Annotated in this window: 14 protein-coding genes; 2 read left to right on the plus strand and 12 right to left on the minus strand. The window is 41.4% G+C overall.

Annotated elements, in window-relative coordinates; translation table 11 throughout:
- Positions 1–60: 60 nt before the first annotated feature.
- On the minus strand, positions 61–906 hold the full coding sequence (locus KA713_04940) for an MBL fold metallo-hydrolase (protein ID UXE67940.1): 846 nt from the start codon (positions 904–906) through the stop codon (positions 61–63).
- Positions 907–1,004: 98 nt separating this feature from the next.
- A complete protein-coding gene (locus KA713_04945) occupies positions 1,005–1,955 on the minus strand; it encodes an acetyl-CoA carboxylase carboxyltransferase subunit alpha (protein ID UXE67941.1) in 951 nt (316 codons plus the stop codon).
- A 163-nt stretch (positions 1,956–2,118) separates the two neighbouring features.
- Here KA713_04945 and KA713_04950 point away from each other — a divergent pair, with 163 nt between their 5' ends.
- Positions 2,119–3,432 carry a Gfo/Idh/MocA family oxidoreductase gene (locus tag KA713_04950; GenBank protein UXE67942.1) on the plus strand — a complete coding sequence of 438 codons (1,314 nt, stop codon included), beginning with the start codon at positions 2,119–2,121 and terminating at the stop codon, positions 3,430–3,432.
- Positions 3,433–3,673: 241 nt separating this feature from the next.
- On the opposite strand, the gene KA713_04955 is transcribed toward KA713_04950, so the two are convergent.
- From KA713_04955 to KA713_04975, 5 genes are all read right to left on the minus strand, one after another.
- Positions 3,674–4,018, minus strand: a complete 345-nt coding sequence (locus KA713_04955) for an integrase core domain-containing protein (protein UXE67943.1) — start codon at positions 4,016–4,018, stop codon at positions 3,674–3,676.
- A gap of 236 nt (positions 4,019–4,254) precedes the next feature.
- Positions 4,255–4,554 carry an ATP-binding protein gene (locus tag KA713_04960; GenBank protein ID UXE67944.1) on the minus strand — a complete coding sequence of 100 codons (300 nt, stop codon included), beginning with the start codon at positions 4,552–4,554 and terminating at the stop codon, positions 4,255–4,257.
- A gap of 234 nt (positions 4,555–4,788) precedes the next feature.
- Positions 4,789–4,956 carry a hypothetical protein gene (locus KA713_04965; protein UXE67945.1) on the minus strand — a complete coding sequence of 56 codons (168 nt, stop codon included), beginning with the start codon at positions 4,954–4,956 and terminating at the stop codon, positions 4,789–4,791.
- A 15-nt stretch (positions 4,957–4,971) separates the two neighbouring features.
- Positions 4,972–5,307, minus strand: a complete 336-nt coding sequence (locus tag KA713_04970; protein UXE67946.1) for a type II toxin-antitoxin system PemK/MazF family toxin — start codon at positions 5,305–5,307, stop codon at positions 4,972–4,974.
- Complete coding sequence (locus KA713_04975) at positions 5,304–5,594, minus strand: AbrB/MazE/SpoVT family DNA-binding domain-containing protein (protein UXE67947.1); 291 nt, start codon at positions 5,592–5,594, stop codon at positions 5,304–5,306. The genes KA713_04970 and KA713_04975 overlap by 4 nt, the downstream gene beginning before the upstream one ends.
- A gap of 382 nt (positions 5,595–5,976) precedes the next feature.
- On the opposite strand from KA713_04975, the gene KA713_04980 reads away from it, so the two are divergent.
- Positions 5,977–6,120 carry a hypothetical protein gene (locus KA713_04980; GenBank protein ID UXE67948.1) on the plus strand — a complete coding sequence of 48 codons (144 nt, stop codon included), beginning with the start codon at positions 5,977–5,979 and terminating at the stop codon, positions 6,118–6,120.
- 511 nt (positions 6,121–6,631) lie between these two features.
- Here the strand turns inward: KA713_04980 and KA713_04985 are convergent.
- The 5 genes from KA713_04985 to KA713_05005 all read right to left on the minus strand — a co-directional run bounded on the left by KA713_04985 (position 6,632) and on the right by KA713_05005 (position 14,440).
- Positions 6,632–8,401 (minus strand): ATP-dependent helicase, encoded by a 1,770-nt coding sequence (locus KA713_04985; protein UXE67949.1) that lies wholly within the window; start codon positions 8,399–8,401, stop codon positions 6,632–6,634.
- Positions 8,398–10,146, minus strand: a complete 1,749-nt coding sequence (locus KA713_04990; GenBank protein UXE67950.1) for an AAA family ATPase — start codon at positions 10,144–10,146, stop codon at positions 8,398–8,400. Before KA713_04990 ends, KA713_04985 begins: the two co-directional genes overlap by 4 nt.
- A gap of 282 nt (positions 10,147–10,428) precedes the next feature.
- Positions 10,429–12,432: a hypothetical protein gene (locus KA713_04995; protein ID UXE67951.1), complete on the minus strand. Its 2,004-nt coding sequence runs from the start codon at positions 12,430–12,432 to the stop codon at positions 10,429–10,431.
- Positions 12,429–13,556, minus strand: coding sequence for a hypothetical protein (locus KA713_05000; GenBank protein UXE67952.1), 1,128 nt, complete (start codon positions 13,554–13,556; stop codon positions 12,429–12,431). The genes KA713_04995 and KA713_05000 overlap by 4 nt, the downstream gene beginning before the upstream one ends.
- A gap of 80 nt (positions 13,557–13,636) precedes the next feature.
- Positions 13,637–14,440: a hypothetical protein gene (locus KA713_05005; protein ID UXE67953.1), complete on the minus strand. Its 804-nt coding sequence runs from the start codon at positions 14,438–14,440 to the stop codon at positions 13,637–13,639.
- Positions 14,441–14,446: the final 6 nt, after the last annotated feature.

Below are 14,446 nucleotides of genomic sequence, written 5' to 3' on the forward strand. Positions count from 1 at the left end.
GATGTTGAAATCTAGATACTGGATGCTAGTCTAGCATCCAGCAACTTTCATCCTGCATTGCTAAAGAATCTCTTTTAAAGGAAAAACACGATCCAACCGAACTCCTTTTTCAGTGTGTTTTACAGTGCAGCACTCATTTACGGGGTCGTGCTCCAAGAAAAGAATGTATTGGTTATCGGCTGCTTGATTTAAAAAGGCTTCCTTTTCTTTGAGTGTGATAAGAGGGCGTGTATCGTACCCCATCACATAGGGCAACGGAATATGCCCAACCGATGGAAGGAGATCGGCCATGAAGCAAATTGTATGGTCCTTATATTTTACTTTCGGGATCATCATTTTATCGGTGTGCCCCGAAGCATAGAAGATTTCCATAAAATCAAAAGGAGAAGATTGCCCCTCTTTTTCTAAAATAAACTTCAGGTGACCGCTTTCTTGCATCGGCAAAATGTTCTCTTTTAAAAAACTTGCCTTCTCGCGCGCGTTGGGTTGAGTAGCCCATTTCCAATGATCTTCATTGCTCCAATAGTTGGCGTTGGCAAAAATCAACTCAAACTTCTCTCCTATTTTTTTTACGCCACCCCCACAGTGGTCAAAATGCAAGTGCGAAAGGAACATATCAGTGATGTTGCTTTCTGTGAACCCAATTTTATTCAAAGATTTTGATAGGCTCTCGTCTCCATTCAAAAAATAATGACTTAAAAACTTTTCGTCCTGTTTTTTTCCAATGCCGTTGTCGATAAGCATCAGTTGCTTTCCATTTTCAATGAGCAAGCAGCGCATGGCCCAATTGCAAAGATTATTACTATCGGCAGGGTTTGTTTTTTGCCAAATGGATTTAGGCACCACACCAAACATGGCTCCGCCATCGAGTTTGAAATTGCCTGTGTTGATGACGTGTAGATTCAAGATAAGATTTTAGGAGTTAGGAATTAGAATTTAGGAGATAGAGATCTTAACACCTTTTGCCTTTTACTTATTACCGAATATTATTTTATCAATGACTACTATTCCTTTACCACTCCCATCGCACAAAACTTATCAATACGCTGACTGATTCGCTCTTGTGGTGTGTGCTTTGAGAGATCAGCAAAATTTTGAAGTATCACTTTTTTGATTTCAGCCGCCATCGATTTCACATCTGTATGCGCTCCGCCCAAGGGTTCTTTAATGATCCCATCAATCAACTTATTCTTCAGCATGTCTTTGGCTGTCAGCTTTAATACTTCTGCAGCTTGTTCTTTATAATCCCAACTTCTCCACAAAATAGATGAACATGATTCTGGCGAAATTACCGAATACCAAGTGTTTTCCAACATCAATACTTTATCGCCAATGGCAATACCCAATGCACCGCCTGAAGCGCCTTCGCCAATGATGATGCAAATCACGGGCACCTTCAACATGAACATTTCTTTGAGGTTACGGGCAATTGCTTCCCCTTGCCCACGCTCTTCGGCTTCTAACCCAGGAAAAGCTCCTGGCGTATCAATAAAGGTAACAATGGGCTTATTAAATTTCTCTGCAATTTTCATAAGTCGCAATGCCTTGCGATAGCCTTCTGGATTGGCCATACCAAAATTTCGCATTTGGCGCTGCTTGGTGTTGCGGCCTTTTTGTTGACCAATCATCATAAATGTTTGCCCCTCAATACTACCCAGTCCACCTATCATGGCTTTATCATCGGCAACTGTCCGATCACCATGCAATTCGATAAAGTCGGTCGTGATTTCGTAAATATAATCCAGTGTATAGGGTCTATCCGGGTGACGCGACAGCTGAACACGCTGCCAGCCCGTCAGGTTTTCAAAAGTTTCTTTTTTCAAATCGGTGATTTTTTTGTCCAAGGCCTCAATGGCTTTCTTCACACTTTCATCGCTGTCGTCTGAAAGCTGCTTCATGTCTGCCAACTTACCTTCCAACTCCGCAATGGGTTTTTCAAAATCCAATAGATTCATTCGTATCGCCTTTGTTAATTTTGCGAGGACAAATTTAACAGAATTTTAAAATTGGGGCTACAATCAGGTCTTAACAGAGGCTAACTAGCTGACAGGTAAGTAGCTTGCAACAGGCTTTTTCCTTACTTTAGCCTTTCAATAATTCTTACTAAATTCAACAACCATGGCATCATCGCGCAGAGATTTTATTAAGAATACATCTACCGCATTGGCAGGAATGGGTCTATCCATGGGCCTTCCTTGGGAAGCATTAGCCAATTCAAAAAAAACAATTTCGGCCAACGATAAAATTGGCATTGGGGTGATTGGCATCAAAGGGATGGGCTGGACAGATTTACAATCAATGATGAAAATTCCAGACACACAAGTAGTGGCCATCTGCGATGTGGATGAAAATGTTTTAAGCGAAAGGAAAGAAGAACTGAAAAAGGGTGGCCTTGAAGTGAAGGCATTTGTTGAGTATAGAAAAATGCTGGAAGACAAAGACATTGATGTGGTGATTATAGGCACGCCCGATCATTGGCATTGCTTGCAAATGATTGAGTCTTGTTCAGCTGGCAAAGATGTGTATGTTGAAAAACCCGTTGGCAATTCGATGCAAGAGTGCAATGCCATGATGGCGGCACAAAAAAGATATTCAAAAGCAGTTCAGGCTGGGCAATGGCAACGTAGCATGCCCCATTTTGTGGATGCCCTTACTTACTTAAAATCTGGAAAGCTTGGCAAGATAAGAACAGTGAAAGCCTGGGCCTATCAAGGTTGGATGAAAAATCTTGAAGTGCAACCCGATGGAGTGGCACCTGCGGGAGTTCATTACGATTTATGGCTCGGACCAGCCCCTAGGCGTCCATTCAATCCCAATCGATTTCATTTCAACTTTCGTTGGTTTTGGGATTATGCAGGTGGATTGATGACCGACTGGGGCGTGCATCTCATCGATTATGCGTTGCTGGGAATGGATGCCAAATTTCCTAAGTCAGCAGTAGCAATGGGCGGCATTTATGGGAGCACCAATGGATCACAAGAAACCCCCGATACACTGGCTACGGTTTTTGAATTTGACGGGTACAATATGCTGTGGGAGCATGCCCAAAGCATCAGCAACGGCAACTACGGGCGCGATCATGGCATAGCTTATATCGGAACGAATGGAACATTGGTTTTAGATCGTGGCGGATGGGAGGTAATCGCAGACGAGAAACGAATGGAATCAATTCCAAAACAATTAAATAAAGGGTCAGGATTGGATTTGCATACAGCTAATTTTATTGAAGCGGTAAAGTCTCGTGATTTTACTAAACTGACTTGCTCTATTCAAGATGGGGCGCATGTAGCAAAGGTTTGTCAAATGGGAAATATTTCTTATCGAACCGGTAGCAAAGTGACGTGGGACCAAAAAACAGCTAAGTTTAAAGAAGCAGCCGCTAATCCATACATGTTTGCGAAGTACCACAACGGGTATTCTATTCCTAAGTAAGATTGCCACTATTCTTTTTCAGGTAATGAAACAGGATTTGCTTCTAAAACCAAAAAGGAAACAATGATTGAAAGTAAAATAGTTGAATTGACACTAAGTGACCCCAAGACAATGCCCGCGAAATAAAGATCAACTCAGATATCTTTTTTGATACTGAAATAGATAAAGATGTTGTTGAAAAAAGTAAATAAAAAAAGCCTCTTAGAAAGGCTTTTTTTACTATGCGGGACGAATGATACTATTATCGAACCCTTTTAACCAAGATTACCATGCCATTTTGGCGTTCATGGAGGAGAGAAAGATGCGAAAAATTTGATACCACATCAAAATTCTCTTCGTTATTAAATAAGTTAAAGGCCTGATCTGCCGGACTCATACCATCTAAGACATCGTGCAGGCGATGATGGTTGTAATCCCCTATCCACTCCTCTGCAAGCCTTCTTACCTGATTGAGGTTCTCGAAACAGATTAGCGTCCAACGCATCTTTCCTGAAGCTACCATTGAATCTTTCAATGTATGTGCATTACGCATTGGCTTACCCAGCTGAATGAACTGCAAGGCAATCCCTTTTTCTTCGCACCACATACCAAGCTTTCTTGAAATATTCTGGACCGCTTTCGACACGAATACGCTCGGGTATCTCCAGTCAATGATTTGGTCCAATTCTCTAACTAACTATACTTGCTCTGCTGTAATGAGGGTCCATGTCGTTGTACAAGCATCGATTTACCAGCGCAAAGTCCTTGTCTATCAAGAAGAATAGGTCGGTCGAACAGCAGTCACATTGCGCAACCACCTTACAATTGTCGTCAGAGAATCGCTCAGTCAACATGAAGACATGTCCCGTGACGGATAATACCATCCAGGATGGCATCGGCTATCGTTTGTTCACCAATCACTTCATGCCAAAGAGCTACTGGTACCTGTGATGTGAATATGGTCGAGTGCTTGCCATGGCGATCTTCAATAATCTCCATGAGTATCGTCCTGCTTTGCTGATCCAGGGGTTGGATACCGAAGTCGTCAATGATTAGCAAGTCTTGTTTTTCCATCTTGGTGATCTCTTTCAAGTAGGTACCATCGGCCTTGCCAGGGCTTAATCCTATAGTAAGAGGTTTCATCGGCTCGATCAGGTGAAGGTATTTGTACGTTCGAAGTAATTGCACAAGTGTTGACAGAGTTCCGCCCCACCTCCTTCAATCTTTGAAACTGTATTTCTATGAAGCCCTGACAGACAGGCAGCTTCTAGCTGGGTAAAATTATTCTTGGCGGTGTTTCATAAAGGCGTTCATCTTTTTCCTTTTTCATACCAGGTTATCCAGTATCCTAGAGGATCCTCTGGCTTGCCTTGTTTATTACGGGAATAAATCCCTGCGCCAGCTTTCATAGAATGCTTTCAAGCCCTCGATACCGAAAATGTAATTCGGATGGCCACCTACACCACAATGTATTCTTACCCAATCACCATCTATCGGCAAAGGAAATGAAGTGGGTGTACCAAACGTCTTAAATTTTGTTTCCATCGTTTAATGGGACTGTTAAAATAGATCTAAAACTGTCATTAAGGTTAATTTAATCCCTTCCATTTCCTTTTGCGATAACTTACCTAAACGTTTAACAAATCTGTTGTGAGAAATTGATTTGATTTGAAAACAATCAGCAATGCTTTCTTTAGATAAGCCATTTTCCAATGTAGGGCTTAAAGAGAAATGCCAATCACGGATTGATCGAGCTGGATCAGTTACTGGAACAACAACTTTCAATTCTAAAGCTCCGATGCTATCATGATTTACAATAATGCCAGGCCTTACCTTATCAATTTCTTGACCTACTCTCGGAGAAAAATCAACCAACCAAATTTCGCTTTGTTTCATCCCTCAATTATTTCGGTGTCTAAATCAGCAAAATTATTGGATGGGTTTGAATAATACTTGATTGTTTCTGGATCTGAAGCTTGAATCTCAATCCGTTTATATATGGCGGCTTTATTCTTTCTCATCTTGTCAACGGCTTTCTGGAAAGATGATTTGACGGCCGTCCTGATTAAAATCCCATCTTCAGTCTCCTCAATGATTACTTTATCTCCACCTAACTTTTTTACCATTTGTGCTGGCAGGATAACAGCTTTGCTATTACCGACCACTGTTAATGTCTTTTCCATAACTCAAATAACGGATAATTTTTGATAATGTTATAATATTGTTATTACTTTTATTAAGTCGTAATAAAACGGTACTTTGTAAGACTCATTAATGAGACGGAGTTTATGGGACTGTTAGGGCTATTGCAACGCCTTCCTCATAGTGAGAGTACCAATAAACTTCCGTTATTCGAGACATTAAGATTTTAAACGCAAAAGTTAAATAACCGCAATTGAAAATCTCTAAGAAATAATGCACTTTACGAAAATAAATCAATGCCCACTGGTTGAAATTCGTCCATGTAACGAATTTACAAAATCTAAAATACATAAAAGTGAATGCCTAGTTTGTTTAACAAGAAACAAATCGCGAAATTTTGAATAAATCAAAAACTATTAATTTATGGCAGGTCAAAGAAAAACAAGCCCATCAGCGGCAAAGGCTGCATCAAGGGTTTTGAGAGATGGAAGAACCTCAAAGGACAGTAAGAAAGCAGCGGGTAGCGCATTGTCTCAAGCAGCTCCTAAGGGAGGAAAGAAAAAATAGTTTCTATTCACTTATTAACCCATCACTAGGGGGCTTTAAATAGCCCCCTAGTGATGGGTCTTCGTTACTGTATCGAAAACTAACATTCATTGCAATATCTGGCTAACTGCTTCGCTATGGATTATTTACATTTTTGCCCAGGCCTTTTGAACTGAAATTATTGTGTCCCAGATTGTCTCCGAAGTCAAGTGGCAAAAGGTAAAATTTCAAGTAACCACCATATTTAACGCGAGATGGCCTTGAAATCGTTGAATAATAGATCCTAGCCTTTAGCGGCTATCATTTAGGGTTTCGTGTTAAGGCTATTGATGGTTTCGGTTCTCCCCTGCAGTATTAGCAAGGTTCATTAATGATACCGATGTTTAGGCTCCTTCAATTGAAAGCATCCGCATGATGGGACGAAGAGTCCGAATATTGAGTACTTTGAAAGAATCGCGTAACTTTTTTGCACGTCTCGGATGATTCAATTTGTATTGGGTGGGCTACAATTTTGGAAAACTTGTATTGATCGTCAATAGAGAAACGGACATTCCTTTTCTGATGGAGTAATTATAGTTGTTCGCCTAATTGCACGAGTTACTCCTACTCTAAGGGCTAATCTAGATTGATTAAGAACGTTATCTCCCTTATCTGTAATTGCTATTCTCCCAGAATGAAGGCCTTCATAAATAATTACTTCATCAAACTCTTTGGCTTTCGACTTATGCATGGTCATTAGATGAATGCCTTTCAGGTTGCTCACAGTTGCCGTAAAATGCTCCAGAGCCAACGCAGTTCGGATTAGATTGACTGCCCCTCTATAATTACCTTTATCTCTCCATAGTGTTCCAAGACCACTATTTAACAATGTTCCTTTTCTTAGAAGTCGAAGAAATTGCGCATCTAATGCCACTTGATTCACAACTTCATTTTGTGAAGAGCTCAGTAGTTTCCTCACAGCAATCCAATCTGAAGCAGGATCGCCAGTAAAATCAAGACGTTGACATAGGCTTGCAATTCTTAAGGTCTCTGCTACAATTTCCTTCCTTGTGCTTCCTGATATTTTCCCCGTAAACGTATAGTCTCTAAGAGATTGTGCTAGTTTAATATTGGCTTGACTCACAACACTATCGCCATTTCTCCCTCTAATATGTTCATAGAGATTTTTCAGAATTGAGAATTGTAGTTCTAAATCACTACCAGCCCTCTCCAACATTTGTGCTATCAACACTGCCGCTAGCGATGGACCTTCCATACTCATTGCAACTTCATGGAAAACCGGCGGTAGCGACTTGTTTCCTGCAAATCTTTGTGACGCAGAAAGATAATCCGATACCGCAAGCATAAGATTTTTTGAGGGAACAAATATTCCAATTGACCAATCTCCCCCACGTTCATTTAATCTCCTGCATGCGCCTATAACCTCAGTTTTTAGAGTCAAATGGTATGCCCCTTTTCGCGATTGGTATCTTTTCAAGATTACATCGCGATAATTTTGAGCTTTGTTTCGCCCTGTCAGTAAATCATTTCCAAAGTTTGCTATGTCAGTACCATTGCTCCTATTGTTCTCAGTCCCGAAGTCAAATTCTGTTGGTTTAAATCTCTTTATGAACTCCCCTATTCGTTTTGGATCTGCGCCTCTGAACTCATAGATACGTTGATCTAGATCACCAAGGGCAATTAATACGCTTCCCTTTCCAAGTTCTTGTATAAGCTTCCACTCATCCGTGTCAGTGTCTTGAAATTCATCGAGGATTATATAAGGATATGCATCTGATATCAATGCAGAAAGGCTTTTGCTTCTAGCTAACAACTCTGAACTAAGTCGGGCAAAGAGATCGAAATGAACCAGGCCCTCGGTTAAAAAAAGTTTTTGCTTTTCCACATCGCGAAGATCACGGTTTATGTCTGCCAATCTTGAGGCGGCTTCAGGAGGTGGCAACAATTTAAGATCTTTTGCATTGAGTAGATATCCATGAGATCTTAGTAGAGTCCACGCAAATCCATGATAAGTATTAATCTCCAGACATTCCCTAACATCTTTGACGATTTTCTTTGCTTGTTGATCTACTCGGTCTACCGTAGATCTAGCGAAACTCAGAAAGAGAACCTTCTGACCCTTTTTAAGTCCTTGTTCAATTATTCGCCTCGCCTTTAGCAATGATATGGTTGTCTTACCTGCACCTGGTCCTCCAAGAGCTACAATGCAACCGGGCGTTTCAAGTAATTCTTTTTTCTTTTCTGAAAGTTCAAATGGCGGCTCACTCATACTAGTTAATGAAAGCTTTAAAAAGTTCATCAAGAATCAATAGTGGCATTAATTGCGAGTAGAGTGTCTTTGACAAACACTGGTAATTCGTGCTCAGTGCATTGAGATAATAGATGACCAGCATCACCACTTCCTTTCGACCAATTAAAATATTCAAGCAATGCACCTTTAAGTTCTTCGAGTGGCATCTCTGAAGTAGGCGTTTTGTCGTGAAGATGACTTGGCCACTCTTTGCTTGAAACTAACTCGCCCGCAAATCTTCTCAGTGCTGTATCTGCTGTTCCATTCAATATTACTTTTTCAAAGCTGGTTTCGGGCGCTTCAAATGAGTGATGAACTACCAGATCAATGGCCGCCTTAACAGTTGGTTCTTGCTTGTCAAATGTTGCATAAACTACTTTTCCAAGATCCTTAAAAAACTTTCCAAGCGGTTCAATTTGGGAATCAGTTTCTGCATTAATAACTGCAATGCCCAAACCTTCAAGGGTTGAGTACCTTGAACTATCTATCTCGTGTAGCTTCCGGGCTGCTGAGGGGAATGCATCGAATTCGGTCCGGCCTTCGGTAATTAGCACGCGCCTACTAAGCAAAGCTTCACAGAAGCGTTTCTTAAATTCTTCTTTATATTTTTTTGGTTTTATAGTAGGGGGATAACTCGCTGGGGTTCCTGTAAACACTCCTTTTTCTCTTTTGACAACTAGAATGTTCTCGGGCGTAAACTCCTCTAAAACATAAGGTGAATGGGAAGTGAAAATTGATTGTGACGCTATGGACATAACATTATTTACAATTCTCTTTTGAGCATACGGAGGTATTGCCGTCTCACATTCTTCCATTGCAAAAATTACGTTCTGCTTGAGTTCTGCAATCATCACCAGTAATGTAAGCACAAGAACATTAATTGTTCCTGTGCCTTGGTGCTGATATGGAGCACCATATTCGATTCCCTGATCGTCCACTTCTCCGGTTCCAATAAAGACAGTTAAAACTCGCCTTAGCTCTTCTCTTGTAAGTGATGTAACCCTTAGTCGAGGGCTATCTGCCCACTCAATTGGAACAAAAGCTCGAATAGACTTTTGTACGCTGCTCAAAATATCGGAAATACCGAGGGTAGGATCGTCTGCGACAGAAACGATTCGTAGTTGAGATAGAACGTCCTCCCACATTTTTGGGCGTATTTCACTGAGGTGTAAAATGATATCCAATAGAGAGCCCCGTTCTAGGGTCAATGCCCTTGATCCAGTCCGAATTGTCCTTAAGTATAAATATCCACACAATCTCTTATCAGTCTTTGTAAAAGAACTATGCTTCTCGCCCTCCCCTGCCTCTGGATGACAAAAATATGTTTCACCCTTAAAATCGTCATCACCTTCATCGTAGAATCCCTTAAACGCAACTCTCAATACAGGGTAGACACCTGGTTGGTCTGTCTCTTCAGCTGGTGGGCCTTCAATTAACGTGTGAGTTTCTTTGTTGTAGTATTCGATGTTATTTCTAAACTTTCTTAGTTGCTCTTCATTCAAGTCAATAAGCAGAACTTCAATGTTTATTTGAATTTGATCAGCTCCATTTCCAGAATAATTGCCAACATAAAAGTCATGTTCATCTATCACAGGAAATTTATAAAGACGTTCTGGCCCGAGTACTAGATCAAGCGCTTCAAGAATTGTTGACTTACCAATATTATTATCTCCCACAAGAACGGTATGATTGCTAAGAATCAAATCAGCACTTTTTATTCCTCGAAAATTTTGCACTTTGACTTTAATTATTCTCATGTTTAATCTCCTTATTATGGTTTGCTAATAAAAAAAACACGCCTTCTATTCTTTAATTTGACAGCAATATAGGCCCCTATGGTAAGTAAATTCTACTTTGTAAGTTCAAAGGCTTTTTTCCCCTACGTGGTTAATATACAAAAATTAACGCTTTAGAACCATTTTTGTAAGGTCATATTCTAATTGCAACCATAAACTTTAATGCGCCATAAGTTCGTAGATTGACCAAACTGTCCGATCAAGGCTCACCGATGTCGTGCAAGGTTACTAGAACTAAAAGACTCAGCTCCCACCTTTAGCGGCGATCTTAATACTATCCAGCGTAATATCAAGTCCAAATGCAAAAACAAAAATTGATATCATCTCCGGCACAGTCCCGATGAAATCCTTATAGTAAAGTCCGTACGACCCCAACGCCATAACGAAACTCACCAGTAACAATTGCAGAAAGTTAATTCTCCAAAATGCATACTTATCTCTCTCCACCATACCCAGCAGATCTATGTTTGGAGTAATTGCAGGTCCATTTCCAGGTAACTGTCTCGGCTCTACTAGACTTGAATCAATCTCTACGGTCAAAGCCATGTTCATTCCGAGCTGGACTCCGGCCTGAGTAGTCGTCAAGTTATCGCCGCTCGTTAGTCCGACCTCTTTCTCTAAGGCCGTTTTGCGCTGATCGAGTACTGCGAACTTACCACGGTCCGGCAAGTCTTTATCCAAAAAAGTTGACGCCATTGTTTCCTTCCATACACCATGAGCTTTGAGTAATTCTGTCTTCAGGTGGCCCTCAAGCATTGATGATACAAGGTTGATCATTGCATTGGCAAATTTCTCCAGGTTATTTTTATTGGCCTCTGCATTCGAAATAAATCGTTTGATCTTATCAATGCTATCGACATTGTCAGCAGGGAGTTGTGATTTGAGATCATCCACCCATTTTTGAAAGATACCCCTTCCCGGGATGAAAACAGGCACTAGAGAGTCAGAGCTCATTGCGTTGCTTACTTCCCTTAATTGTCTTGAGTACTCAACTGCAAAGGCGAGTAATTCCTGTTCACTGGTCTTACATAACTCTTGCGCCAGGTCTAACTGCCCATTTTTATAATTCACATCTGCCTTAGTAAAAGCTTCCAGCGCCGAAACGAACGAGGAATCGCTGATGTTAATATCAGCTTCAAATATGTCTCTTAGTTTTCGAACGTTGTCCTTTGTAACAGCAACCTGTTCACAGAATTCTGTCTTCAGCTCATTGAACTCATTAGTGACACTTGTAACAGCCGCATCCACATTCTCGCGCTCAGCAACTATAGTCACGCTCCGAATCATAAGGGCGCTCGAGAGTTTTGCCACGCATGCTTCAAATTTTTTCGACCATACTGCGTCACGAACGTCGCTATCGATATAGGCACGCATTCTTTGCATCTGAGTTGTCGCTTTAATTCTTGATTCAAGAAGTGCTTTACTTGGGACAAGGAGATTTCTGATCACCGATCCGACAAATGCACCTCCCAAAATGAGTAGAATAATTAGTCCTCGATTGCGCCGATTCAAAATCTCCCAGGATATTATGAGGGGAGTTGGAGACTCCGGAGCCGTTATACGCATTTGGCCTGTAAGCTTACCTAGTGGCAAACTCGTCGCAGCACCTCGCGATAGATCATATTTGATTTGTGTTTTTGAATTGGCTGGTATGTCTATAACGTGGGGCGTAAACTCAATTAAACCGGGCATTGATACCCCGAATATATCAGGTGATATTAATTTCACAGATCTCGCATCTGATAGGCCGCCGGTTTCCAAAATAGAAAATGGAGAACCGCTCTCTAACTCTCCTCCTGAAATGGTGATCCTTATTATCTCTGACGATTCCAATTTCGGCGCAGGTCGCAGTAATGTAAAGCGCGCATTAAGTCTCTTGGATTCATTTCCTTCCGCAACATATCTGAATCTTACTCCACCCACATAGATGCCAGGTGCTTGTAGACTGTCAAGATTGATCTCCATTTGAATTTTTTCATCGGTCAAACTTTTCGAGAGGGTAATTGCGTTTCGATATTCGCTGTCGAAGCGGCCTTCATATCGCACAAACAAGGGCCGAGGATCAACTTCAACGTTTTTAAAATTCAAAGAGCCGTCAATAGCAAAGGAAAGACTCTGCTTGCTGTATTTCCCGAAAGCGGCAAGTTTAATTGTGCTGTCGTTCAGCACCGCCCAGTTTTTTTGGGCTACGGCACTAGAGCATAAATGCAGAATAAGTAATAATCCAAAGAATCTTATCTTAGTCATTTGCATACCAGATTTAGGTTTTTCTCGCAATTCAAGTGCGTAATAATATCTTCGCTCATAATTCCGTACGCCGATTGACGGTCCTCGGCAACAATCATGGCACACCATTCATTATTACCATTGCGTTGCGTGATTGCCCACGCGCCGGAGTCACCTCCCTGAGCAGGACTGTTGTTCACTAAACTGGAAATCGATGGGTCCTGGATCTGTATCAAGTCCTTGTAACAACAGATGCTACCATTCAAGGCAGTCACTTGCTGAACAACGCCGATACTGTTGACCACCAGATTGGGTTTATGGGATGAAGTCCTACCTGTATACTCGATACCCATACCTTTATTGATAAGGTTTGCAGGAGTAATCCCATCAACCGCACCTATGTTGTTTATTGAGAATTGACTGCCTATTTGATTAAGCTCAATTAACGCGACATCCATATCGTTCAGGTTTGACGTCAGATTTCTTGGATTGCAAACATTGCCAAGGTTGGGCAACGCATCTTTGGAATAAATACAATTTCCTATGATCGTATTTGATCCATGATCAATCAGCGCGGGTTGAATCACTGGTACATTGTTGCTTGGTATGACGTGACCACAGCTAATGGCATATCGAACTCCAGTCGCCGCGTCTTTCAAAATTCCTCCCAGCGTACCTGCCACGTTGGATCCGTTTTCACTGATGCTTATTCCACCCTGCATCGTGGTGAACCGTCCTTGTGGATTGGCCACCATACGTGGAATCGATCTGCTCTCTTGCCGTATGAACAGGGACGGATTGCCGTTCAGAATCTCTTCGGGGTCCACGAAAGGCATGCCCGGCTTCATGTGTAGGGTTACGACAATTGGGCTGCGCTGTCCGAAAACACGAATCCATTCCGGTGGCCGAAAAGACAAATCAATGGACGTCATGACTGAATTGGATCCCGGTATTACCTGCCTTGGAAAAGGAGCATTAAAATCCGGGAACAAATCATACGACTTTCCAAATGAACGGTGCATCGACAAACTCAACCACCAATCATGAATGGTCAAAACAACACCATGTATGCTGCTAAATTCGAGTGTCCTATCAACAACCTCGTTTAGACCTAATTCGCGCGCTCTTTCTATTAGGTATCTCATTCGAAAGGGACTTGTTTATCTTATATTTTGGGGTAATTCATTGCAACTAGTTGTTGATCCTGTTTAGACAGTTGTGTGTTCTATCCGCAGCTAAAGCCATCTGTAGTGTGTCCGGGCGGAATTGGATAGAGCATGATAGACCTAGCGTCAAAAACATTATTTGTTATTTCCGCTTGACTGTACTTTCGAAATATGTTGAAATCTACCATAGCTTCATCCCATGGCGGATCCTGTGTCGCCTTGTAATACTTATACACTTCAGGCTTATTCCAATTAATAACGGCATCTGAAGTCTGATGCTCATGTATGCAACCTAGGGTATGACCAAACTCATGAAGGATAGTCGAACTAAAATCATCCTCTACAGTCTGATTGTGAAACCATCCAAAGTTCATGGTTGGTTTAGTTTGATCGTTAATACTTAATGCGTCAGTTCCAACTTGTGACCAGGAACCCCCAGGCGTAAATGAGATTCTGATTTCTGCATCTCCTTTCGTTACAAAGTTAAAGTGTATGTTGGCGAACTGTTCCCATATTTTAGCGTACTCCTGGACTTTGCTCTGAATATACGGTTTGCTTTCCAAAAACCTTACCCACAAATATTTCCCACTGCCCCACCAGGTTCGCCTCGCGATGGCGAGTTCCATTAGAAGTGCTTTTTCTTTTTTATTAGCAAATAGTAGTTTGTCCAGAGCACTACTAGTTTTCGAATCATACAATAGTTGTTCAGTCAGAGTGCCCGGTCGAACAATTGATTTAGCACGTTCATGGAGAATATTTTCAGAACGCTCCATAAATGCGTGGTGCAGGCGGTGAACCAAATGATTTTCGTCTAGAAATCGATGATCGTTCTCCCTGTCGATACAAACCCTTAGTAGATCCACTGGATA

The sequence above is a fragment of the Chryseotalea sp. WA131a genome (genome assembly GCA_025370075.1).
Taxonomy (GTDB): domain Bacteria; phylum Bacteroidota; class Bacteroidia; order Cytophagales; family Cyclobacteriaceae; genus ELB16-189.

Excerpts from the sequence above, each read along its gene's own strand:
- KA713_04945 (UXE67941.1), bottom strand. The coding sequence starts at position 1,955 with ATGAATCTATTGGATTTTGAAAAACCCATTGCGGAGTTGGAAGGTAAG.
- KA713_04950 (UXE67942.1), top strand. The coding sequence starts at position 2,119 with ATGGCATCATCGCGCAGAGATTTTATTAAGAATACATCTACCGCATTG.
- KA713_04955 (UXE67943.1), bottom strand. The coding sequence starts at position 4,018 with ATGTGGTGCGAAGAAAAAGGGATTGCCTTGCAGTTCATTCAGCTGGGT.
- KA713_04960 (UXE67944.1), bottom strand. The coding sequence starts at position 4,554 with ATGAAACCTCTTACTATAGGATTAAGCCCTGGCAAGGCCGATGGTACC.
- KA713_04965 (UXE67945.1), bottom strand. The coding sequence starts at position 4,956 with ATGGAAACAAAATTTAAGACGTTTGGTACACCCACTTCATTTCCTTTG.
- KA713_04970 (UXE67946.1), bottom strand. The coding sequence starts at position 5,307 with ATGAAACAAAGCGAAATTTGGTTGGTTGATTTTTCTCCGAGAGTAGGT.
- KA713_04975 (UXE67947.1), bottom strand. The coding sequence starts at position 5,594 with ATGGAAAAGACATTAACAGTGGTCGGTAATAGCAAAGCTGTTATCCTG.
- KA713_04980 (UXE67948.1), top strand. The coding sequence starts at position 5,977 with ATGGCAGGTCAAAGAAAAACAAGCCCATCAGCGGCAAAGGCTGCATCA.
- KA713_04990 (UXE67950.1), bottom strand. The coding sequence starts at position 10,146 with ATGAGAATAATTAAAGTCAAAGTGCAAAATTTTCGAGGAATAAAAAGT.
- KA713_04995 (UXE67951.1), bottom strand. The coding sequence starts at position 12,432 with ATGACTAAGATAAGATTCTTTGGATTATTACTTATTCTGCATTTATGC.
- KA713_05000 (UXE67952.1), bottom strand. The coding sequence starts at position 13,556 with ATGAGATACCTAATAGAAAGAGCGCGCGAATTAGGTCTAAACGAGGTT.